16 protein-coding genes, 1 tRNA gene and 1 pseudogene are annotated in these 23,826 nt (G+C 60.6%); 5 read left to right on the forward strand and 13 right to left on the reverse strand.

Translation table 11 applies throughout. The features are described 5' to 3' along the window. From ROE7235_RS15325 to ROE7235_RS15350, 6 genes are all read right to left on the reverse strand, one after another. Positions 1-487, reverse strand: a 487-nt coding sequence (locus ROE7235_RS15325; RefSeq protein WP_147434232.1) for a transposase, incomplete at its 3' end; no start/stop codon positions are given. 145 nt (positions 488-632) lie between these two features. Further along, positions 633-1,289, reverse strand: a complete 657-nt coding sequence (locus ROE7235_RS15330) for a hypothetical protein (protein ID WP_121096376.1) — start codon at positions 1,287-1,289, stop codon at positions 633-635. Between the two features lie 215 nt (positions 1,290-1,504). Further along, positions 1,505-2,530 (reverse strand): helix-turn-helix domain-containing protein, encoded by a 1,026-nt coding sequence (locus ROE7235_RS15335; protein ID WP_121096377.1) that lies wholly within the window; start codon positions 2,528-2,530, stop codon positions 1,505-1,507. Further along, positions 2,527-2,919, reverse strand: a complete 393-nt coding sequence (locus tag ROE7235_RS15340) for a VRR-NUC domain-containing protein (RefSeq protein ID WP_089280002.1) — start codon at positions 2,917-2,919, stop codon at positions 2,527-2,529. The genes ROE7235_RS15335 and ROE7235_RS15340 overlap by 4 nt, the downstream gene beginning before the upstream one ends. Continuing rightward, the gene (locus ROE7235_RS15345; RefSeq protein ID WP_089280003.1) at positions 2,916-3,185 is read right to left on the reverse strand and encodes a hypothetical protein; all 270 of its coding nucleotides are present in this window, start codon (positions 3,183-3,185) and stop codon (positions 2,916-2,918) included. Before ROE7235_RS15345 ends, ROE7235_RS15340 begins: the two co-directional genes overlap by 4 nt. Then, positions 3,182-3,439 carry a helix-turn-helix transcriptional regulator gene (locus ROE7235_RS15350; RefSeq protein WP_089280004.1) on the reverse strand — a complete coding sequence of 86 codons (258 nt, stop codon included), beginning with the start codon at positions 3,437-3,439 and terminating at the stop codon, positions 3,182-3,184. The genes ROE7235_RS15345 and ROE7235_RS15350 overlap by 4 nt, the downstream gene beginning before the upstream one ends. Positions 3,440-4,000: 561 nt before the next feature. Between ROE7235_RS15350 and ROE7235_RS15355 the strand changes: the two genes are divergently transcribed. After that, the gene (locus tag ROE7235_RS15355; protein ID WP_121096378.1) at positions 4,001-5,320 is read left to right on the forward strand and encodes a tyrosine-type recombinase/integrase; all 1,320 of its coding nucleotides are present in this window, start codon (positions 4,001-4,003) and stop codon (positions 5,318-5,320) included. Here the strand turns inward: ROE7235_RS15355 and ROE7235_RS15360 are convergent. Then, positions 5,301-5,912: a hypothetical protein gene (locus ROE7235_RS15360; protein ID WP_121096379.1), complete on the reverse strand. Its 612-nt coding sequence runs from the start codon at positions 5,910-5,912 to the stop codon at positions 5,301-5,303. The two genes, ROE7235_RS15355 and ROE7235_RS15360, sit on opposite strands and share 20 nt — an antisense overlap. 661 nt (positions 5,913-6,573) lie before the next feature. Between ROE7235_RS15360 and ROE7235_RS15375 the strand changes: the two genes are divergently transcribed. The 3 genes from ROE7235_RS15375 (at position 6,574) to ROE7235_RS20195 (ending at position 17,011) form a co-directional block, all read left to right on the forward strand. Then, positions 6,574-13,983 (forward strand): sacsin N-terminal ATP-binding-like domain-containing protein, encoded by a 7,410-nt coding sequence (locus ROE7235_RS15375; RefSeq protein ID WP_121096382.1) that lies wholly within the window; start codon positions 6,574-6,576, stop codon positions 13,981-13,983. Continuing rightward, positions 13,980-16,616: a DEAD/DEAH box helicase gene (locus tag ROE7235_RS15380; protein ID WP_121096383.1), complete on the forward strand. Its 2,637-nt coding sequence runs from the start codon at positions 13,980-13,982 to the stop codon at positions 16,614-16,616. The genes ROE7235_RS15375 and ROE7235_RS15380 overlap by 4 nt, the downstream gene beginning before the upstream one ends. A gap of 265 nt (positions 16,617-16,881) precedes the next feature. Further along, positions 16,882-17,011, forward strand: a tRNA-OTHER gene (locus tag ROE7235_RS20195). Here ROE7235_RS20195 and ROE7235_RS15385 read toward each other — a convergent pair. From ROE7235_RS15385 to ROE7235_RS20200, 5 genes are all read right to left on the reverse strand, one after another. Then, complete coding sequence (locus tag ROE7235_RS15385) at positions 16,968-18,608, reverse strand: recombinase family protein (RefSeq protein ID WP_121096384.1); 1,641 nt, start codon at positions 18,606-18,608, stop codon at positions 16,968-16,970. The genes ROE7235_RS20195 and ROE7235_RS15385 overlap by 44 nt on opposite strands. After that, positions 18,608-19,654, reverse strand: a complete 1,047-nt coding sequence (locus tag ROE7235_RS15390) for a tyrosine-type recombinase/integrase (protein ID WP_121096385.1) — start codon at positions 19,652-19,654, stop codon at positions 18,608-18,610. The genes ROE7235_RS15385 and ROE7235_RS15390 overlap by 1 nt, the downstream gene beginning before the upstream one ends. Continuing rightward, positions 19,651-21,054 (reverse strand): site-specific integrase, encoded by a 1,404-nt coding sequence (locus tag ROE7235_RS15395; RefSeq protein WP_183073536.1) that lies wholly within the window; start codon positions 21,052-21,054, stop codon positions 19,651-19,653. Before ROE7235_RS15395 ends, ROE7235_RS15390 begins: the two co-directional genes overlap by 4 nt. Positions 21,055-21,516: 462 nt before the next feature. Further along, on the reverse strand, positions 21,517-21,720 hold the full coding sequence (locus tag ROE7235_RS15400; RefSeq protein ID WP_121096387.1) for a helix-turn-helix domain-containing protein: 204 nt from the start codon (positions 21,718-21,720) through the stop codon (positions 21,517-21,519). Next, positions 21,701-21,871, reverse strand: a complete 171-nt coding sequence (locus ROE7235_RS20200; RefSeq protein ID WP_183073537.1) for a hypothetical protein — start codon at positions 21,869-21,871, stop codon at positions 21,701-21,703. Before ROE7235_RS20200 ends, ROE7235_RS15400 begins: the two co-directional genes overlap by 20 nt. A 274-nt stretch (positions 21,872-22,145) precedes the next feature. On the opposite strand from ROE7235_RS20200, the gene ROE7235_RS19910 reads away from it, so the two are divergent. Beyond that, entirely contained in the window at positions 22,146-23,081 is a 936-nt protein-coding gene (locus tag ROE7235_RS19910; RefSeq protein WP_147434233.1) for a GIY-YIG nuclease family protein, read from the forward strand. 544 nt (positions 23,082-23,625) lie between these two features. On the opposite strand, the pseudogene ROE7235_RS15405 reads toward ROE7235_RS19910, so the two are convergent. Further along, positions 23,626-23,826, reverse strand: a pseudogene (locus ROE7235_RS15405) (IS630 family transposase); the annotation flags it as partial.

The following is a 23,826-nucleotide window of genomic DNA, read 5'->3' on the forward strand; positions in this document are numbered from 1 at the left end:
CCTTCGGCGTCGAGTTTTGCTTGTTGGCATCCGCTTCGATCAGGCTGGCATCAATCGCCATGCGCTGACCGCTGACAAGACCTTCAGAGATGCAGCGCGCGACGGTCGTCTCGAACAGGTGGCGTAGCAGTTCGCTGTCTCGGAAACGCCCATGTCGGTTCTTTGAAAACGTCGAATGATCGGGGACCCGGTCACTCAGATCGAGGCGACAAAACCAGCGATAGGCAAGGTTCAGATGCACCTCTTCGCAGAGCCGCCGCTCGGACCGGATGCCGAAGCAATACCCGACCAGCAGCATGCGGATCAGCAGTTCGGGATCGACGGAGGGGCGGCCCGTGTGGCTGTAGAACTCCGCAAGATGCGCGCGGATGCCGCCCAGATCGACGAACCGGTCGATGGAGCGCAGCAGGTGATCCTGTGGGACATGATCCTCAAGCGAGAACTCGTAGAACAGCGCCGGTTGCGCTTCCTGCCTCGGTCCCATCATCGCCGGTCCTCCCCCTCGATTACAGGAATTGAATCAGCAGTTCAGACTTCGATCAAGGAAGAGTTTTTCAACACAATACGCCCTTCGTGTCGGTGCGGACCGGAACGAATCGAAGGCCGGCTCCCATCCGGATGGGTAAATCTCATTAATTTCCCCAAGGCCGTACCTTCGGCATCGGTGCCGTCACCTCCACCTCCCGCAGCATGCCGCTCGTTGCCAATCCATCCTGTAGCCAGTCCAGTGCCTGCCACCAGTTGTGATAACCGCGCCGCGCTGATTTGATCTGCTCGGGATGTGGTCGCCAGGTGACGCGGCAGACCAAGACGTCCACGCTGCGCCACCGTCCACGGTGGAGCACCCGCTCAGTGCCAACCACCTCGGTCACCGCCCGTTCGCCGTGCTGGTTGCGCCTGGTTTCCACTGGAACGCAGCGAGGCATGGCACCCGGCATCCAATCGGGTGTCAGCCCGGCGCGGGCGAGTTCCGCCACGCGGATCGCCATGCGAATGCCTCCGAGACTGTCGGGCATGCCGGCAACGATGGCGGCAATGACCTCTGCGTCTGCATGGGTGTAGCTGCCCATCTTGTGCTGACCGCCGTCGGCCTTGCAGCCTAGGGCGGCGCGCTGCATGAGGACATATTCGAGGCCAAAGCCGAAACCTTCCTCGGAGACGTCCTGAGGCGGCGGCAATTCCAGTTGCGCTTTCTCGACCCGGAATGCCCATTCCAGTGCTGCTTGAACGCCCAGCGCGCGCTTGACCCGTGTGCCGCCTGCGCGGGGTATCCGTCTCTGCATGCTCATGGCTGCAGTCTTTCCATGAGGTCCACCTGCATTGGGCGCTTCGCTCGATCCGTCGGCCCCCAGGTCCAGGGCGACCGGGCAACGGGCAGAAGTAAGAGCGCTCCGCGCATGAGCTGATATCGGGAACTCGGGACATTGCGACATGAGGCGCGGATCAAGGCCTCCGCTTCCCGTGCAGAGGGACACTTCGCCCCGGGGACGTGGCAAAAAACCATTCACCGCACCCCGCGCTGTCGAAGCCGCTCGGGCGTGACCAGCCCGCGCTCCAGCATCAATCCGCACATGGCGGCGCTGATCATGTTCTTGGGCAGATATTCGTCGGAGTTCACCTTGGCCGCATAGAACGCCGCCAGTTCATCCGCGCTGGGCGGTGGCGTGCCCTGGGTCTTGCGACGGCTCTTGGCTATCCCGCCGTTGGCCTTGGCGGCGGCCGCTTGTGCTGCGCGCTGGGCGGCGCGTTCCATGGCGCGGTCCAGGGCCTTGGGACCGTCGGGCGGGTTGGGATGATCACGCCTGGTCTCTTTGGCGGTCTCAAGGATCCGATCCTCTGACAGCCCGAGGTCGTTGATCCACCGACGCACATGGGCCCGCGCTGGCCAGCCCTGCCACCAGGCGGGCAGGCTGGCATTGGCGGCGAAGCCCAGCGCGCTCAGCAGCTCTGTGAAGAACCGATCAAAATCGGAATCGCGCGCTTGCGCATCCTCCTCCTCCTTTACTGGTTTACTTAGTGGTTCTCTTACAAGGTTAGTGTCCGGATTCCGGACACGGCTTTGGGCATTTTCCGGACACGGGTCGGGGCAAAATCCGGACACGGCTTCGGGTGGATTTCCGTGTGTGATTTCCGGACACGGCTCGGCTTGGTTGGCAATGGTTGGGGTGATTTCAGGCGTGGTTTCAGCATCCTCGTCACAGGGTAAATCCCCATGTCCGGTTTCTGGACATGGCTCGGGATCATGTGGTGTAAAACCTTTCTCGAACCCCAGGATGTAGCGTGTCGGCATCTGGCGTTTGGTGACGGGATCTATGCGTGGCACGCGGCGCAGCAGTTTTTCCGCCTCGAGCCGATTGAGATGTTCGTTCAGCGTGGACCGGCTGATTTCGCAATCATGGGCCAGCCGTTCTTGTGACGGAAAGCAGCCGAAGTCTGGGTTGTAGCGATCACAGAGATGCCAGAGCACGATCTTGGTGGTAGGCTTCAGCCCGCGCCGCTGGATGGCCCAGTTGGTGGCGTCATGGCTCATTGCGTGGCCCTCCCAGCTGGTCGGACACGGCTGGTGAGCCCATGATCCGCCAGGGCGCCCAGCGCGTCATCAAGCGACCGGACCAAGGCCCAGCCGAAGCCTTGCGCCAGAACAGCATCGCGAAACGCCTCTTGCGCTGGGCTAAGCTTGCCTTTGAGGGATTTCAGCTCGAGGAACAGCACGCGGCCCTCGCAGAGCACCGTCAGATCGGCAAAGCCGGGATGGACGCCCATGCCGACCAGAATGGCCTGGCGTTTGGCACCACGCGGGCCGGACTCGGTCACCTCATTGGCGCAGTGATGGATGATCGCCCCCTTGGGCAGGGCGAAGCGCAGGGTGGTGACCACCGCGCGCTGCAGGTCCGCCTCGGGTGTGCCGCGCCGTTTCATCGCCGCACCTCCGGGTCTGAACGCTGATCGCCGCGCCGACCGTGATGCCTGGCGTCGAGCACCACGAGCAGGATCCGTGCATCCTCGCGCTCCTCCGGCGTCTCGCCGTGTTGGACGAGGACATTGCAGGCCAGCCGCAGCAGGTGGTCAGAATGATGGGCGACATCGGCCATCACGAAACGGGCTTCGCGCAGCCGCTCATCGATCCACTCAAATCGAACCTGGTCGCGCGCTCTGCGTTTGCGGAAGGGAAGGGGGGCGCTCATCGACGGCCTCCCGAACGCTTGCGGCGGGAAGCGCTCGTTTCCTGTTCTTCCAGCCAGTCCAGGACGGCAGAGCGCCGATAGAAGATCTTGCGCCCGGCCCGGATACAGGGCGGCCCTGATCGTGCCGCGTTCCAGCGGCGCAAGGTGTCCTCGGTAACCCCGAGCTGTCGCGCGAGATCCGGGCGGCTGATCCAGCCACTCATCAAGGCGCTGGGCGAAGGCTTGCCCGCGGATGCACCAGAAAGGTCCTGCATGTTGTGTCTCCAGAGTTGCGACCCCAATGCGGGTCTTTGCTGGCGACTACTCACGCATATCATTCGGGGTGGCAGGGAGGCACGGGGTGGCACGAAACCCGCCACCCTCGTGCCACCCCTTGTTTTATTGGCGATTTGTCCGTTGGACGGTCCAAGGCCGATGGTTACGCTGCGCTGCGGCAATTCCGGGCTCATTGGCATTCGGCGGCAACCACCGGCAAATCCCCGGATTTACAGGGGATTCGCGTGCATTCAGCGGCAAACAGGGGGTGGCACCGTACAAAATGGCGTGCCACCCCCTGATTTCATTGGAAATTTACAAGCTGATACCCGTTTACAGCTGCCTGCATGGCTCCTGACGGGCTGTCATCGCGTCGACAGGTCTGGCCCGGATGAGCCGAGCGCGCGCAATCGACGCGGGATCGCCAATAAAAACAGGGGTGGCACGCCGCCTGTCTCACCCGTGCCACCCCGTGCCTCCCTGCCACCCCCATGGCCATGCTCTGCTTGATTGCGGGCCCAACCTACGCGTCATGACAGGGCCAGGAGAGAGGGTTGCGCATGGTGAACAGACAGAAGCTGACCGAGAAAGTCCTTCGCGACGCCGTTCCCGCCGAGGGGCGGGACTACCAGATTTTTGATACCGATGTTCGAGGCTTTGCCGTGTGCATCTACAGGGGCGGCGGACGGGCCTTCACACTCGATTATCGCCATGCAGGTCGCCAACGCAGAATGACATTCGCGCGCTGGCCGGAATGGGGGGTGACAGCTGCGCGGGAGCGGGCCAAGGAACTGCGCCGCGAGATTGACGGAGGTGGTGACCCGTTGGCGACGCGTAACGCCATGCGCGAAGCTCCGCGGGTGAGCGATCTGATCAAGCGTTACGTGGATCTGCATCTGCCGCATCTTGCGGCGCTGAACGCAGCGGACCAACGCTCGATGATGGAAAAGTTCATTGGCCCGGCTTGGGGCAACATGCTGGTGACCGAGGTCTCGTCCTATGATGTCGAGCTGCTTCTGAACAAGGTCGCCGAAGGACGGGCGCGCCCCGCGAAGCAAAAGCCGAACAACCGCGCACGCAAGCTGCAGGGGGCCAAGCCGACGCCGGTTCGTGCCAACCGTGTCGGCGAGGTTGTCCGCAAGATGTTTGCCTATGCGATCAAATGGGGCTGGCGCGAGGACAATCCTGCGATGGGGTTTCGTCGGCGGATGGAAGCCCCGCGCGAACGGTACCTTTCGCAAGAGGAAATCGCCCGCCTCGCCATGGCTCTGGATCGGGCCGAGGATGATCGTGCCGCGGGGATCATTCGGCTCTGCATGCTGACCGGCGCCCGTGTCGGGGAGGTGCGGCAGGCACGGTTTGAGGATTTTAACCTCGAGCATTTGAGTTGGACGAAACCCGCCACGACAACCAAACAGCGCCGCGTCCACCGGGTGCCGATCTCGGACGAAGCGGCGTCGATTGTGCGCCAACGCCGCCTGGCTGTTGTCAGCGGGTCGCCTTGGCTCTTTCCCGGCGACACCCTCGGCCAACCCGTTCAGGAAATCCGTCGGTTCTGGGCGCGCGTCCAGAAAGAAGCGGGGATCGAGGATGTGCGGATCCACGACCTGCGCCACACCTTTGCTTCGCTGCTGGTCAGCGGCGGCGCCTCGCTGGAAATGATTGGCAAGCTGCTCGGGCACAGCCAGATGCAGACGACCCAGCGCTATGCCCATCTGATGGACTCGCCCTTGCGCGCGGGCGTCGATGCCGTTGCCAGTGCGTTCAAACCAAGGCCCCAGCTCGTTCATGACGCGGATCGTTCTGATGCCCCGGCCAACCCGCCCTCACAGACTGCCCAGCGCGCGGGCATGAAACCGCTCAACGCGGCGGGTTCTTGAACTTCAGTGCTTTGAGGATCGGGGTCAATCGCCGCCGGATCGAACGTTCGTCTGGAAAATCTCCTGTCTCCGACCGCGCGGCGAACCAGTCCTGCAGCTCCCGGATCCACTCTCCTTGCGATTTGGGCAAGCCCTCCTCGAAGACTCTGCGCGTGATTTCGACATTCATTCCGGTCCAGTCGTAATCGCCATCGTCGCCCAGCCCAGCGCTTTCGGCGACACGACCGAAGATATTGTGGACAACCTCGAAGCGCTGTACTTCCTGCCCCAGGATCAAAAGATCGCTGAAGGAGACCAGTACGCCTTCTTCCGGCGCGGTAATGTAAAGCCAGTCTTCCCTATCCAGCTGTCGTACACGCTTCAGATGAGCCTCGTGCGGACCGGTCCCACAGCGCCGGAACATCGGCAGGACGTCCGTAGGCTGGATCTGGACCAGGCCAGCGACGCGGAGCTCGCCGCATTCGATGGGCGGAATGCCCGTGACGATCTTGAGAGTACCCATTGCTGCCCAGCCCGCCATGTCGGAAACTGGGCACCCCCAGCGATCAGCGATCTCTTGGAGGGTGAAGAACACACGGGGTGGCAATGCCATGGCTGATACATCCTCAACTGAACAGAGGACAAGCCGAACTCAAAACGCCTGCAGCCGGCGCTTGAAAAGCACCGGGCAAGTGATTGGAGACAACGAAGTCAGGGGCGCCAAAGCACCACGACATCGCTGAAACGGCTTTTCCTATAGACCTGTTATACTTTTGGTTGAGGACTGCTCTCCCCACACGTCAAACGTGCACAGGCCCTCGATTCGGATCAAGTGCAGGAAGGGCAAGATGCTGTGGATAAGCAAAGATGGTTTTGTTGGCCTGTTGGAGGATGAGGGCGATGGCCAGGCAATCTGCTGTCAATCAGGGCCTGACGTCTGCGGCGCAAAATTCAACACAGTGGGCGGGAAGCTGCCCGTGAGGCTGCGGCATCGCGCCCGCGGCAATCAGCTACAGCGGACCTTCGCATCCCGCTCAGAGGGCTAAGCGACGGGCAGACAAAACGGACTTAGCTCCCAAGAAGTACTCTTCTTACGCGCCGGGTGACCAGCTTCACCGATGGGCGGCATCGCCGCCCATCGGGATCCTCGCTGCGAGAGAACTTCGAAGCCGAGACGATCTTGCGCTTTGCCTGCTCATCCGTTCCACTCTGGAAAGTGCGGGTTGCCATAATCTATTTCCGCCGCTTCGCTTATTCAGAAGAGTTTCTTGCCTATGACGATGCACCGTGACGAAAAGTCGATTATCGAGGACCTTCGGACCAACCTGAAGGAACGCTACCATTTCGAGGGCGGACGGACGCTCCTGCGAGAACTGCTGCAAAACGCGGATGATTCCGGTTCAGAGCAAGTCAGGATCGCAGTCCTGCCCGGCTGGCCCGAGGCAGATCACCCGCTCCTTAGGGTTCCGGGGCTGATGGTCGCGAACGACGGCCGATATGACGCGGCATCAGCGCAAGGCATTGCGCGCTTCGGCGGCAGCATCAAGGCCACCGACACCGCTGCCATCGGGCGGTTCGGGATGGGACAGAAGACGGCGTTCCACGTCTGCGATGCTTTCCTCGTTGTTTCTGATGGGCACGACACTGAGGTGCCCTCCCTCGTGGTCAATCCCTATATCGTCATCGGGAAACCCGGTGATGCATGCGTCGAATGGAAAGCCGCACTGACCACGCGGGACCGTGATCTGCTTCTGTCCAGTGGCCTCGCAGGCTCCGCTCGTCAGATGGTCCAATGGTATCCCCTCCGGAGCCCAACCCTCAAACCGAAGACGACCACCAGCGGCTTCCTACCCAAGTCCTACGACACAAGCTTGCTGGATGATGCCAACGACCCGTTCTGGCTGTCTGGCATCGTTTCGCTGTTGCGTAACGTCCGGAAACTCGAAGTTATCGTGACCGATGGCACGTCCAGTGTCATTGATCGGGCCGCTTCCCCATGCTTGCGCTTTGATCCTGCAACGCCGGGGCAGACGGATTTCGGTGGTCCGCTGTGCGCCGGAATCCGCAGCGTCGGCAAGGAAATGATGGCGCCGGCGGATTTCGGCACCGATCTGACCGCGTCGGAAGGTTGGCCCGATATCCTCGACCGGCAGGACGATGCCATGGTTCCACAGAAGGCGTTGCCGCATGGTGCCGTGGTGCTTCTCGTCGATCCCGACGGGCAAGATGAACTCGACATCACGTGGTCCGTTTTCCTTCCGGTCGCGAGCGAAAGCGCGCCCCGCGTCGTCGGGACCGGACAGGTGCGGCTGTTCCTGCATGGCTACTTCTTCGTAACCAGCGGACGGGACGCCATCCTCGGTCATGACAAGGACATGCCGGACGACGTCAGCGCCGCGTGGAACGCACGGGTGCGCGACGAACTCGTGCTGCCTCTGCTGCCAGGTTTGTTGATGGATGCGCTCGAGTCAGACGCCTTGACCGAGATGAGGCTACAGGCAGTCGTATCCGGCTTGAATGCGTCCGGGCTCATAAGGAACCATCGCGATGCAATCTCGTCGCGGCAGGTTCTGGCGCGGACCTTGAACGACCGAAAGATCGGCTGGACGCTGAACGCGCCGAGTCTCCAATTCCGCGCACTGCCCGCGCCGGAAAACACCCGGCTTCCCCGGATCCTGGAGCTGATCCCCGATCTCGAGGAACGCCTGTCTGAGTGGAACCTTGTTCCGACAGTCGGATCCAACGCAGTCCTGGCACCAGTTGCCGCGGCTTGGCAGGACGAGGAGCTTGCACAGATGGCCGCACTCCTGACCCCTGCCGTGTTCGGTAAGGGAGGAAAGCTCGCACAATTCGGCGAATTCCTTGAATTTGCACGCCGCGAGAGCGTGGACAAGTCGGCAGCACTTGTTGTTCCTATCCTAGACCTGCTTCGCCGGGCGATGACACAGCGCGATGTCGACATGGCAGAGGGCGAACACATCCGGATGGTCCTTCGCCATCTTCCGGATGATTGCGTGCTGCCCATGCCACCCAGCGTGATGCGCAGCAGCCAGATGCGCCGGACGCTGGCCTCGGTCGAGGCCGCGCCGCTGTGTATTCACCAGGACTGGCGTCCGACAAGCTTCGGAGCCCGAACCCTGTCGCTGATCGAAGCGAAGGCCCTGTTGACGGCCCTGCAACCGCTGCTGAAGGACACCGCGACCGAGGACGCGGCCGCAACCGCCGCAATTGCCATCCTGAAGGCGATGGGAGACAATTTGGCCGAGGCGCAGAGCGATCCGGAGTTCCGGACACTGCACATCGTCCGTGTCGACAAGGGGCTTGGCTTCCCGCGCAGCGCCAGCCTCGACGATCTGTCAAAGGCAGCAAGCAGCGGTCGCCTTTTCGCGTACAATAACGAGAACCGGAAGCTTGTCGAGCTGCTCGAACGTGCAGCTCCAGGTGCCGGCGCCATGATGATCAACTACGCCGAGGCTGCCCAGCTCCTGACCGAGCTCGGAGCCGGTCTGACCTATGCGAAAGATCCTTCCTACGAAACGGCGCGTCTTGCCGCGGAGGCCGATGCTTCGGGACCAGATGAAGCGCGTCTCGACCTGATGCACAAGCTCTGGAGCACCGAGAGCAAGTACCGCCAGTACCTGCGCGCGCTCCTTGCCGGACGCCGCGAAGCCTGCTTCGATGACCGCGACCTGCTGTGGATCGAAGGGGGGAACGGCCAACTCGACACTTTCGCGCGCAGCCTTGTCGGTAGAGACGACAAGACCATCCTGGTGACTTCGACCCTGATGATGCGCGTTGACGCCGTGAAACAGCGACAGCTCGGCGTCCGGAAGTTCGATGGCGCGACACTGGGCGAAAAGTTCTTGGCCAATCAGAAGCATATCGCAGCCACTCCGATTTCGCCCGAACTGTTCTCGGCCTTCTTCACGGCGAATATTCCGGACGAAGATCTCGAACTTCTGCCGATCTTCGAGACCAACCAGGGGCGCGTTGCTGCCGTGCATGGCTTTCGCCAGAACCCGGACTTGCCCTTTCCGGACGGCATCGACGTGCCGATATTGCACGCCCCGTTCGGCAATGCGGCGCAGGAACAGTTTCGCCGGATCACTTCGGCGCGCATTTGGTCCGCGGAGCGGCAACTTGCCTTCCTGCTCGGCCAACCCGAGCCTGCAAAACATGTTGCGCAAATCATCGCAGCCATTCGGGATGGCAGGACAGCGGAAACGCTACCTCTGCTTGCTGAGACGCAATGGCTCACCCTGATCGACGGGCGCACAGTCGCGCCCGCAGCCGTCATGGATCTACCTGGCTTGAATTCGGGCCTGCTCCCCTCGGACATGGCAACACGCAAGGATGTACCAGTCGGCCTGCTCGACGAGGACACCCTGCGTCTTCTGGTGAAGGACGGTGTGCTGAAGGGCACCGCCGCAAGCAAAAGTGCCCTTCTGGACCGTCTCTCTGATGGAAGCCTCCCGTGCTGGATCGGCGAGCGGCCCGGTGATATCGCCCCTTACCTGCAATCCCTCGCAAAAGACGGCGCGGACTTGACCTTGCCGGGATGGCCCCTTCTTGCCTGGTTGTTGTCGGCGCCAGGCGCCGAGGCACAGACCATCGTACGCGAGGTCCAGCAGCACGGGGCTCCTGACCCTGACCATTTCCATGGTTGGATGGATTCTCTCTCACGCATCGCCGCTTCAGGGAACCAGTCTGCCCGTGCCGTCTATGACTCGGGTTTCCGCTTTCTGGCGAGAACGTCGAACGATCAGATCGGGGAAATCCTTTCCGGAACACAGGTGCCAACGCGCGACGGAACCTGGCGTGCCGCCGACGAGGTGGTCGCGCATGGCGGTGCCGTTGCCTTCGCGCATCGTCTTGACCCCGAATTGTCGCGGCTGCTCTCGCAATCGGCACAGGGTTCGAAAGACGACTCGCGAAAGCTTCGCCCAAGCGATGCGCCCGCTGAACTGACGGAAAAGCAGTCCGCCGATAGCCTGAGGCCGATCCTTGACCGTGCGGAACGTGCCGTTCCCGCCGAGATGCTGGCAGTTCTGGTGTTCATGCTCGGTCGGTCGGATTGCTGGCGCGCGCTGATGCGTGATGAGCTTGGGCTGGCCACCCCGGTGATCGAGGGGATCGAGCGCGATTTCGAGAACCAGGTAGACACGGCGTATCGAAAAGGTAGCGACCAGAGCCTCATGGCCCGATCCGCCCGAATGCGAATCCAGTTCCGTCCGCGACGCGATCTGCAAGGTGAGGACGAGTTCGTCAGCATCGCGGGAACACCCGTGATGCTCCCGCTCGGGGACGCGCAGCCGTTGGAGATCGTCGGAACCATCCGTCAGAACTGGAAGAACGAGCAAACCAAGGACCTGCATAATCTGACAAGGCGACGCGCTCTCGACGTCGTGTTGCCGGACGATGTGCGGCTGACGGACCGACATGTCACTGAATTCTGCCGTACCCTCGCCGAGGAATATGTCGGCAGTGTAAGGGATCAACCCGAAGCACGCGCAGCTCTGGACGCGCTGCTTGCAGGTCGTGCGCGGTTTGCCGAACATGTCGCGAGTGCGGTCATGGCCGAAATCCGTGACCAGATGCCGAAGATCCTTGGCGAGATGAAGCCGAGGCCAGGCGGCACTCTGGAACGCGCGCGCAAGGACTACGAGGATGCCGTGCGCGGCGCTGGAGACGGTGTCGATGCCATCCGCCAGGAGCTCAAGGACCGGCTCTGGACGAAAGTCGATCAACCCGCAGGTCACGCGGAATTGCTGGAACGCGTGCGGGCGCGGATTACAGAGGACGGATACGCCCCGGCACGAATCTTTTTCGAGCTTTTCCAGAACGCGGACGACGCCTGGCAGCAAGATCCAGCCTGGAGTGATGCTCCCGGACAGTTCGAGCTGTCGCGAGATCGCGGAACCACAACCATGAGTCACTGGGGAAGGCTCATCAACGTTGTCGGTGCAGGCAGTCACGGCGAACGCATGGGATGGCACCGCGACCTGTACCACATGCTCCTGCTCAACCTCAGTGACAAGGATCGCGCGGAGGCCGTGACCGGTAAGTTCGGCCTCGGCTTCAAGGCAGTACATCTGCTGGCCGATCAGGTGCGCATTGCCAGCCGACACGTCGCCTGCCACGTTCGCGGTGGGCTGCTGCCCGATCCTTGGGATTCAGGAAAGGAGCGTTCATTTGATGCGACAAGGCAGGGCCGCCCCGCCACGATCATCGAATTCGATCAAAACGCGGGACAGGACTACGACACGGCTTGGGACGCCTTCCGCCGGTCGGCGCGCTGGTTGCCCGCCATGGCGCGCGGCATCCGGCAGGTCGATATCCGCAAGGAGGCTCTCGTCGAGACCTTCGGCGCCTCCTTCGAAGACACGGGAGCCGAGAACGTCCGCATTCTGACCTTGACCGGAACCGAAGCCGGCAAGGCGCTTGTCTTGGACCTGGACGACGATACCACGCTGTTCCTGCCTCTCGGTCCCACTGGGCCGATCCCCCCCGCCAAAGGAACACCCGGCCTGTGGTTGCTGGCACCGCTGGATGTCGACGCGCGCCCGCGCTGGCTAATGAACAGCCGCAGCTTTGCAGTTAACCCGGGCCGGGGGCACCTGCGGGGCACGTTGGACGAACGCAAAGCTCTCTTCCGTAAGCACGGCACCAGCCTCGCGCGCAGGCTCAAGGCATTGGCAACGCTGCTTGAAAACGACTGGCCCACGTTCGCCTTCAAGGCTGGGCTAACCATCCCAGACCCGGACGAAGGACGATCCATGTTCTGGACCGCATTGGCCGACAGCTTCGCACCGGACCTGCGTCACGATCTGTTGGGGTCGCTCCACGTGGACGATACCCGACCGCGTGACATCACCAATCAGACCCTCGATGCCGCCCGGCTTGGCTGGGCAAGCATCGTCTGCAATGCGCCCGTTTTCCCGACAGGTCTCGCCGCTCCCTTTGCGCCCCTGTTGCAAGCCACTGAAGTCCGCTGGCAAGTCGCCGGCGTGATGGATTTGCCGGGTGCCGCTAATCGGCTTGCAGGTCATCCCGCCGCCCAGCGGATGCTGTCGAGAAGCGTGTCGAGCCAGGCAGCACGCACGCTCGAACGCATCGGCCTCCGGGTTCCAAGTCCCCTGCATGGCGGCGGCCTTCTCGCGGAAGTTCTCAATGAGTCTCGCCGGATCGACCCCGAACTGGCGACATGGCTTGGCGGTATCCTGTCATCCGCGCGCATGGAGCAGGACGAGAGAGAACAGGTCTTGCACCATTTGCGTGCTGCGAAGTTCCGCATGGTGGTTGGTACATGGGGCCCAGCAGCATTCATGCCGTACGAAGATGAACGGGCCGATCTAGACGAGAAGTTGATTTCCGAATTCGTCCCATCGGAATACATACTGTCCGGGGATTACACCGGAAACGCGATCAACCTTTACGAACTCGCACGCGGTGGCGGTCATCTCGGCAGCCTTCTTGCACCGACAAAGCTCTCCCAATTCGCCCGCGAATGCAAAGCGATCGAAGCGAAGCGCGCGGTCGTGATGTACATGATACGCGGCGAAAAAGGTCGAAAGTTGGCCGAGGAGTTGGGCAACCGGCAGTGTAGCTGGCTACCTCCCGATTTCGAAGCGTTTTGCGACAGTGACTTCGCACAAGGATTGAACCGTAACGATCTTCTGCGGCACATTCTTCCACATCTCTACGCCGGCGAACACGAGGAACGCCTCGATGGGACCCATTACTTTGCCCCTGAACAGGTATATTCCGGGACTGACCAGCCTGAGGATCAGCCGGATCCAGCACTCGTGCTCGAGCGTCTCCATGCATGGTGGACGCGACATTCCCAGGAGCTTTGCAGCAACTACAGCTTGGAGACCTACCCTGCAAACTCCAAGCCGGAACGGCTCCGCGACAAGCACTTCGACGATGATCCTGAAGGCTGGTTCACCTTCTTCGCCCAGGGCGTCTTCCGAAGCATCGAATGGGGCAACGCGACCGCCAGCCGCAACTTCATCAAAAACGCCCGGAGCGCCGGCTGGTGGGGAGAGATGGCGCGCATCTCGCAGGTTCACAGTTACAAACCATGGACGGATCGACTGGACGAGCTTGCCAGCATTGATGGCAAGGCCGAGGACTATCGCCGCTGGCGCCGGGCGCTGGGAGAGCTTTACGTCGTCGCGCGTTGGCTTCCCGACTACGTCGACGTCTACCAGAACCTGCCAAGATTCGTGCAACGTGACGGTGCGATCAGCCTCGTCGATCATTGGTGGCCGAGTGCCTCGCCGTCGCATCAGCGGCGCGGCACCGAAGGGGCCTCGTTGATCCGTGCACTCGGAACCGGCGCGAACTGGATGATCCGTGAGGGCGTGCGAGCCGGAATCTGGGGCGATCTCGGCGGGTACATGCACGGCTACGGCTGGGCGAATTCCGAGGCCATGAAGCGTTTTGCGGATCGGATAGGTTGGAGACATCTGCGTGACTTGGGCGGAATGGATGCCTCACGTGAAATCTACCCGGAGTTCGAGGCAGGTCTCAGGGACCGCGCGTCTTTCGGTGGCGCCCTTGACCTTCCCATCCAGCTATTGATGACCCAGAGGCACGAGAGCGCGCAGAAGGACATCTTCATGCCAGGACCCTCGACTGAGCCGCAATCCGACGACGAAGAAAAGGACCCCATTAAATGACGACCTTCGCCCCTGAGCAATCCGTTCGGCATCCTGATCATGGTGAAGGCCGTATCGTAGTCGATCAGGGGGTCTTCAGCCTCGTCCAGTTCGGCACGGACATCCACAGGGTGGGGACAGCCCAGTTGATGCGCATCGAGTCGCTGGAGGATCGCCTTGCCGACCTCACTACGGACGACCCGACAGCCACGCTGGCAAAGGTGCAGGCGCTCCTGATCAGGTCGATCAACGACCAATGGGGCGTCTTCACGCGCACCCGGGTCAAGCTTCTGCCCCACCAGCTCTGGGTCTGCCGCCAGGTGACGCGCAACTGGCCCGCCCGCTGGTTGGTTGCCGATGACGTCGGCCTCGGCAAGACCATCGAAGCGGGCCTGATCCTCGATCCGCTCCTCTCCTCAGACCGTGTGAAGCGCGTCCTCGTCCTGACCCCGGCCCGGCTCGCGCCGCAGTGGCGAGACCGGATGAAGACGATGTTCGACATCCGTCTCAACCTCTATTCTGCTGACCTTGATCGCGATAGGGTCAGCTACTGGGAGACTGCCGACAAAGTGGTCGCCTCGTTCCATACGCTCCGCATGGACAAGGCGCGCGAGCGCCTGTTGAAGGCCGAGCCGTGGGATCTGGTTCTGGTCGACGAAGCGCACCACTTCCAGGCGGTCGAACGCAGCGCAACCCTGACATATAACCTGCTAAAGGACATGCAGGCCGCGGGCAAGATCGGCTCGCTGGTACTGTTCACCGGCACGCCACATAGGGGCAAAGACTTCGGTTTCCTCGCCCTGATGCACCTCCTGCGGCCCGATCTTTTCGACCCCCAGCGCGACATCGAGGAGCAGCTTGCGCACCTGCCCGAAGCGATGATCCGCAACAACAAGGCCACGGTGACCGACCTCGAAGGCAAGCCGCTGTTCAAGCCGGTGATGACCCAGACCGTCGACTACGGCTATACCGAGGCGGAGGCGGATTTCTACAACGTCATGAGCGAGTTCATCCTCGACGGTCGGGCCTATGCGAGCGACCTTGCCGGCCGTGAGCGCACCTCGCGCATGCTCCTGCTTATTGCGCTACAGAAGCTTGCCGCCAGTTCCATCGCGGCGATCCGCAGCGCCCTGTCGAAGCGCCGAGGCATGCTGGCGACGACAATTGCGCAAGGTCGAAGCGGTGCCGCCCAGATCGTCGAGCCGCCAGAGGATGAAGATGACGACGAACGATCCCAGCGCGAGGAGACCTCCGTGGGCGAGACTTCCCCGACGCTCATGAGCGACGAGATTGCCCGCCTCGACGAGATCCTCGCTCGCGCCGACGAAATCACCCAAGAGACGAAGATCCAGAGACTGATCGACTTGATCGTGACCGAGCTCCCCGCCGGAGAGCCCGTCTTGCTCTTCACCGAATACAAGGCCACCCAGGCCCTCGTCCTGAACGCGCTGGAAGCACGTTTCGGCGAAGGGAGCACCGGTTTTATCAATGGTGACGAACGCCTCACGCTCCCCGATGCCAGCGGTATCGCCCAGACGCGCAACCTAGCTCGCGACACGGCGGCCGAAGATTTTAATGCCGGACGCACCCGCTTCCTGATCTCGACTGAGGCTGGCGGCGAGGGTATCGACCTTCAGCACTGCTGCGCCACGCTGGTGCATGTTGATCTTCCTTGGAACCCGATGCGGTTGCACCAGAGGGTCGGTCGCCTCAACCGCTATGGGCAGAACCGTGCCGTATCTGTCTACCTGCTGCGAAACCCTGAAACTGTCGAGGCGCGTATCTGGTCCCTTCTCGAAGAAAAACTCGCGCGGATCCAGGCCACGCTCAGCGCCTCGATGGAGGAAGCCGAGGACATTGCACAGCTCGTGATCGGCATGGCTGGATCCTCGGTTTTCGACGAGCTATATTCCGAGAGTTATTCGAAACAAGGCCGGGAAACCCTGAGAAGCTGGTGGACAGCCAACAGCAATCGCTTCGGCGGCGACAATGCGCTCGCTACGGCCCGAAGCATTTTCGGCTCTGCATCGAAATTCGATTTCGCAAGCATGGCCAAGGAAATTCCCCAACTTGACCTACCGCAACTCGAGCCGTTCTTCCGGAACGCCGCTAAGACACACGGGCGCAGGGTCACGACCTCTGAGGCGGGTCTCTCGATCGCGACGCCCGAGATCTGGCGCAACGATCTGGATCTGAAATCCCGATACGATGGCCTGACGTTCGACCGCGAACTCGCGCCACAGGAACAGATGAACCGAATGATGGGGATCGGGCATTCCCTTGTCGACAAGCTTCTGGAGCATGCAGTCAACCAGCCGGTCTTTGCCGCGTACCTCAAAGGTCTCGAAAGCCCAATCCTGCTGGCACGGGTCGAGGATGAACTGACGGGAACGAAGGCGACCGTCCATCGTATTGTCCTCGGACTGCAGCATGGTCAGTCCAACATACTTAGGGATGGGGAGCTGTTGACTTTGCTCAATCACTGCACCGCCTTGGAAGCGGCACCGACCGAACTATCCGTAGAACATGCAGCGACCTTGCGCGCGCTGTCGTTGCGGCTTGAAGCATCTGAACTCCCGGAATCGTTTGGCTTCACTTACCCAAAGGCAAGGCCCATCATGGCACTGGTGCCTGCATCCAACAGAGTTCTCTAGTAGTCGTGTGCCCCCCGAACAGTAACGGAAAACATGGCAAGAGTGTCGCAACCGCTCGACTGTGGCAGCCCTTGCGCGTTCAGGCGATATCTGGGGTGACCGACCGCTTTGGGGAAGCCGCTTTGCGGCGTATGCGTCAGCCTGACCGTCCGGTAAGGGCCGATCGCGATCATGATCGAGTGTCTGGCTACATCAACGCCACATCAACCCGCGAATGCACATTTCGCGCTGGGTTTGCGGCCGAATGCGGGCGAATGTCGGTGAATGCAGGGTGGGAAATTTCGGGAACTCAAAGGCTTGTCGGCTAAGTGTTTGTTTTTCATAATCTATTAGATTTATTGGGTTATAGGCTCATAACCTGAAGGTCACAGGTTCAAATCCTGTCCCCGCAACCACCTTTACCGAACTCGCATCAATACCGCGCAGCACACCAGGCTGTGACGTGTCGATCATTGCGCTCAGCGCGCCGTCAAGCGCCAGCGTCACCTCTCCCATATCATCAATATGCACCGTCACGGCCTCGATCAGGGTTCTGATCGTGTCGAGCGCTGCTGGCCTGATAGCCGGGTCGCGCAGGCTGTCTGCCAGCTGCTCAACCTTGCGCCGGTAAAGCTCTGAGAGGTTGGGATGCAGCCGAACAGGCGAGGGGGCTGGTTCCGCGAGCTCTCGTGCAATCTCTGCCAGACGCGCCTCTAACCCCAGCAGCTTGTCCTTCAGCCCCGTCGTGCGCAGCCCATCGGCAATGGCGTCATAAAGCCCTTCCAGCTTGCGCTTGATCTGGGCCTCTTCGTTGACCAGCCGTGCGCGTGCGTCACTTTGCTGGCCATTCGCCGCATTCATCTCCTTGGTGAACTCCGCCACAAAAGCGGCGACCGCCTCGGGCTGCATCAGCTTATTGTGCAAAAGGTCGAGTACCGCGGCCTCCAGCGTACTGCGCAGGAACGACTTGCGCTGATTGCACGTGCGGAGTTTGCGCGCGTTGGAACAGGCGACATAGTCACGCCCGACAGAGGCAAAGCCACCTCCACAGCAGCCGCATTTGAGAAGGCCCGTGAGCAGATGCTTGTGGCGCCGTTTCTCCCAGAAGCGGGTCGCTTTGATGTTCTGCACCCGGTCGCTGCCGGTGATCTCGCCTTGCCGGGCCTTCACACGCTGCCAGAGCGTGTCATCGATGATGCGCAGCTCCGGAACATCGGCGATGATCCAGTCTTCCTTCGGGTTCTGGCGCGACACGCGGCGGCCCGTCTCGGGGTCTTTCACGTAGCGCAGCCGGTTCCAGACCAGCTTGCCGATATAGAGCTCGTTGTTCAAAAGCCCGGTACCGCGTTGCTGGTGGCCGCGGATCGCGGTGTCGCGCCACAGCTTGCCGCGCGGGCCGGGGATTTGGTCGTCGTTCAGCCGCCGCGCGATGGCCTTTGGAGATTGCCCTTCGGCAAACTCCCTGAACACACGCTGAACGACCTTGGCCTCGGCTGGGTCGATCTCACGCTCCCCGGTCACGGGCAGTCCGTCCTCGCCCAAGCGGCGCACGACCGTGTAGCCATAGCTGTTACCACCACCCGAGCGGCCCGCTTCCACACGCCCGCGCAGGCCCCGGCGCGTCTTGGCGGCCAGATCCTTTAGGAACAGCTGGTTCATCGTGCCCTTCAGCCCGACATGCAGTTCCGAAATCTCGCCTTCGGCCAGTGTCACGATCGTGACGCCCGCAAAGCTCAGCCGCTTGTAGATCGCGGCCACATCAGCCTGGTCGCGGCTGAGCCGGTCTAGCGCCTCCGTCAGAAGGATGTCGAACTTGCCAGCTTGTGCGGCTTCGAGCAGCGCTTGCAGCCCTGGGCGCACCATCGATGCCCCTGAAATCGCCCGGTCCTCAAACCGCGCAACCACCGGCCAGTCTTCCCGCGCGGCCCATGCCGCGCAAAGCCGCGCCTGATCCTCGATCGACGCATCGCTTTGCATCGCCGAAGAAAACCGACTGTAAATTGCTGCGCGCATTAGCGTATCCTCGCGGTCTTGCGCGTCCGTACCACCTGCATAAAGGCGCGGGACGCGTCCAGGCTCTGTGCATGGATATAATGCTTCTCGGCGGTCTCAAAGCTGGAATGTGCCAGGATAGGCCGTATAAGCCGTGCGGCCTCCGAGCTTTCGCGCGCCAGCGTGGTAGCCGCTGCGTCGCGAAAGAAATGCGGTGGCACGCGAATGCCGGTTTTGTCTGTGGTCTTTTTGGCGATGCGAAGGCGGACAGTGTCATGGCGCATGTGTGCGCCTTTCTTCTCGACCCAAAGCCGATCATGTCTTTGATTGGTGCGGGCCATCAAAAATGGACGCGCCACATCAAGGTAGTGGCGCAGGGCTGATGCGGCCGGTTCTGGAACATCTGCCTCCCAGGGTGCCCCCGTTTTGGTCATGTCTTCCGTGAGCGCGATGGTGAAACCTTCAGGTCTGATAATCAGCGAGGTGCCGATCTCTAGGCTGCTGAAAGCGCGCGCACGCATAGGCATCATGGCCAAAAGAGCGAGCATGGCCCCGTCACGGCGCTTGAGGGCGCGCTGCAACGCATTCGATGTGCCGTCGGCGTCGGGACCTGATAAATCCATCCCGGCCTTCAACAAGACCCGGCTCGACAAGATCCGGCCCCGCTTGCGGGCAGGGTCGCCACGTCCGGCCAAACGCTTGAGCGCTGCCACAAGTTTCCTATGACGCGACCAATCTGCGTCTGGCTCCGCCTTTGAGAGCACCCGGATAACGCCTTCAACAAACATGAGCCGGGTCATGTTTGAATTGTGCCCAAGTGCGGCGAGCCAAACGCGCAACCGCTCTATCGAGGCGCGCTGCGCAGGGGCCTCGCCCAGGACATCCGGTTCGTACCGGTTGAGCCATTCCAGCCAGCGGCCATAGCTGTCCGACAGTGTCTTGCGGCTGGTGTCGCGCAGATGCGCGAACGCGCCTCGATCGTCGAATGGGCCGCCTTGCTGCATCAAGCTGGTCCAAAGAACTTGGTCGCGGGCAGGCCAGCTGTGGATTGGCATGATGAGGCTCACGACCGGCCTCCTTTCTGTTGCGCCAGAAGTGCGGCGAAGGCTTGGGTTGCCCCTTGGGCTTCAAGCCCGGAATAGAGGTTGATCGTGTGGCTGGTGCTCGAATGGCCGAGGATGCGGCGCGCCACCTCATAGCAGCCTGGGTTTGCGTCAAGCCACATCAGCGCGGCCAAATGGCGGAACAGATGTGCGTTCATCAAAATGCCGACTTCCTTGCGGATCAGAGCCTTCAGGCGCGCCGAAAGCGCATTGCCGGTGATCGGACCCTCGCCATCGCGGCGCGGGAACAGCCAGACGCTTCCCTTGGCGCACATATGCGGTGACCGCGTGGCCAGATGTTTTTTGAGCATGTGCACCAAGTCCTTGGGCAGCTCGAACTGCATCGGCTGACGGGTCTTTGCATCCTCTTCTTCGATCAAGAGAAACACACGACCATCACCCATATGCTGCAAATGCTGCTCAAGATTGATCTCAGCGATGTTCTTGATGCGCAGCGGGCAATTGGTCAGCAGAGCAATCGCCAAGGCTGTCTCGCGCGCCAGGGCAGCCATGTAGGGCTTGGTTTTGCCCTTTGCGCGCGCGAACACCTTATCTGGCAGGTTCAGGAGCTTCAGGAGCGTTTTGTCGTCCTGCAATGGGCGCAAGCGTTCACGGTTTTTGCGTGTCATGCCCTTTTGCGCGGGCACAGCGACCCGTTTTGCGAGTTTGGCCAGTTGCTCGCGGACCTCAGTGCTCAGGCCGAGCTTTGACGAAAGATTGCGTAGCAGCGCGGCGATCTCAGCAATTAGCTTGTTCGTGTCACCACCGTTTTGCGCCACCATTCGGCGCAGGCCAATTTCTGCACGGGCTGGATCGCAGAGTGCGGACACGCAGCATAGCTCCTCGGTCGGAACTCCTGCGTTCAGCAGTTCAGAGACAAAACGCTTGAGCTGGCGTCGGTAGGCTTGGATGGTGTGGGGACGCAAAGCCCGCGCCATACTTTCCTCCGCGAAAATATCAGGCTTCGACATGCGTTCGAGATGGGCTTCCAGATCTTCCAGGAAGAGAGGCGGCAGATCAGCATCTGGGCGCTTGCAGATTTTTTGACGGCGCGGCAGCGTCAATTCGATTTGGGGCCAACCTGCGATACGCCGGGCCGCAAGGTTCCAGGCATTGATCGATGTCCGCCATGCCGTGGTCGGAGATTTTGAAATTTCATCGCGTTCCAGTGCCGCCAAAAAGGCATCGGCGCTCTCTTGCGTGACGTCTTCGCGCTCTACACCCACCGCAGACAAAAAATGCACGAAGCGGGGCAGGGCGAGCGACAAGGTTTGGTCTTTCATGGCCAACACCGTCTTCCACAAATCGCGCCAAGCAGGCGACAGGTCATCAATATGACGGTGGCGCCGTTTGACGATGCCCACATGCGCCATGGCCGCCCGCGCGTCGCTCACCGCGTTTTGCCAAGACTTTGGCGAAATCCCCAGTGCAGCGGGTTCGATCTTGGCAAGCCGGGGCTGCAACCATTTTGTATCAACCGGAACTTCGTCCAGCGGTTTCAACAGGGCCTTCGCCACGCGGTTTAAGCCAGAGATCATATCCCGCTGGCGGGTCGGGGGCAGATCGCAGTCGGCCTCAACCGCGGCGACAATATCAGCGAACATCGGCGTGTCGGGCAGCACGAATGCAAACTCGATCTGATTGGGGTGTACGTGTTTCATAGGGAGCTCCTTTTTGGGTCATGATTGGTCTCGGGAGACCAGGCGTGGACAGGGGTGGTCATTCGGGAAAACAATAGCATGAATAGTTAGAAATTAGCGGTGTGGGCGTCTTCCCGAGAGATGACTAACCACATGACCTAAATGGACATTTATGAACCCGTAGGGTCAGCCGCGGCAGGCCAGGCGATAGGCCCGATGCGCCGCCGGATCGATGCGCACAGACCGGCCAGACGGGCCAATCCGCACCACCTCCAGCAGCCCCGCATCAATCGCGCGGCGCACCGTCTTCTCGCTGCAGCCGTCTAGCTCAGCGATCTCGGCAACTGTCATCAGCTTGTTGGGGACAGGATTACTTTTGCGGGCGGTCATCGTCGTCGCGCTCCTTGGTGGGCTCCTCGGATACTGCGCGCAACTCCGCAGCCGTCTGAACTGCAAGCAAGCCGATCAGACGCCGGGCAGCTGCATCGATCTGCACCTCAGCAGATTCTTTTGATCGAGGAGTGGGGCCAAAACTTGTCATGCCGTGATCATGCACTACCACTTGTGGGTGAGACCAAGTGGGTAGCTCGCGCCCGCGCGCCTGGCATTTGTCACCTGACATAGGTTGCCAAATGGTGGCTCCCGCGCCCAAGCTAGACGGTCAGACCAGCGAGCAGACAGCCATTCATCGAAATGCCCTCGAGCGCTGACGCGCGGCCTCACGCGCCCGACCTTGACAGCTAGACAATCAATTGAACAGGATTGGGCACCGTCGGCTTGGCTAAGATGTGCGCATATTGAAGGGAACGGCAAAAATGTCTGATGATAAAGATTTCAACCAGCATCGAGCGTTCGATAACAATGTTAATTCTTCTCTCGGCCTGTATGTTTACGCCTTGTTTGACCCAAGAGACAGGAAGCCATTTTACGTCGGAAAAGGTGGCGGAAAGCACGGTAATGATCGCGCGCTTCACCACTTCACTGAAGCAAGGCATGATCGAAACCGAGGTAATCAACCTCAACTAGCACTGGACGAGATATCAAAGGTTCGAAAGATTCAAGAAATTTGGGATAGTGGGTGCGAGGTAAACTGGAAGATAATCCGTCGACACCTGAGAAATGACAAAGAGGCGTTCAGTGTTGAAGCGGCCCTGATTGATGCGTTTACGGCGTGCGGTTACAGGCTGTTGAACGCTCAGGGAGGACACGACTTCGAGACGCACGGTCTTATTGAGGGTAGTCGCCTTTATGAATATGCGGCACCTCCCATAGCAGGACGCGATTTCCCGACTGAACTCATTAACCGTCCTCTTTTCATTTTCAACATTGGACAGACAGTTGGGAAAATGTGGGATGGTGTTGACAGGATAGAAAACCCGGGTTTCAAGCCGAACTATAGGCAAGCAACGGTCTGCTGCTGGAACATCGGTCTACATTGGCAGGCACTAACCGACGGCGTTGCGATAGGGGTAGTTGGGGGGATCAGCCGCACTGTGTTTGCAATTTCGGATTGGGAACGATGCCAAGGCGATCCTAAGCTCTGGCGGATAGTCCCTGCTGATATTGAGCGAGAGACAAGCACGGCAGTGTTGAACCGAAACTTCAGTTCCTTCTTGGAGCCCGTCAAAGGATACATTCAGCGGGGCGGATTCGTGATTTGCGAGGTTTCTGAAGCGGGAGATCGTACATTCCGTCGTGGGGCGAAGAACAGGCATCCGGACACCGCGCCATCTGACCCTCACTCAGCTTAACGATGGCATTCGCGGCTTCACAAGTCAGATTTCTGCGCTTCAGTGAACGTCTGCTCTGTCCCGCATAGCTGCCTGTCACCTCGTATCGCAGACGCTTGTATCAGGTTCGGAACACCGGTTTCACTTCGCAGCAATGTCTCCTCGTCTTTCAAATCTGCGCTTCACTAATTCTAGGTCGTCCTTCAGCGTGTGTCCGTAGTCCTTCTTAGCGTTGTGGGTCACCATTGGAATCACCTCCTCGATAAGGCTGATAATTCGACCACCGCGCTGATTTTCTTGCTTTGAACTATCTGTTGTGAAAGTGAGGCGCCACCCAGCATCAAGCCCGACATAGCAGCAGGATTCTACGACGAGCAAACGCCTTCTATCCCGTTCACAGCTGCGGTCATCAGGCTGTAGAAGTCGTTGGGCTTGGCGAAGCGTAACAAGCTTTCGGCCGTCTCCGCCTTTCTTGCGCTTCTCGACCGGTTTTAAGTTTGGGATGGATGGCTCTGGGTTTTCATCCACGATCGCATTTATTCCAAAACTGCTGAATATACTTCTTCTACTCCAAAACCCGAAAGTTCTCGTGTGTTATGACGCGGAAGTTATCTGACACCTTGTCGCGGAATTTCTTCCATTCCTGCGGGATGGTCTCACGCATGAATGCAAGGATGGCGTCGGCGAATTGCTTCTGACTTCGGTAGTAGCGATTGTGGGTGACATAATGGTGCAAGACCGCCCAAAGACGTTCAATTGGATTGAG

It is taken from the genome of Roseinatronobacter ekhonensis, from assembly GCF_900499075.1.
Lineage (GTDB): Bacteria > Pseudomonadota > Alphaproteobacteria > Rhodobacterales > Rhodobacteraceae > Roseinatronobacter > Roseinatronobacter ekhonensis.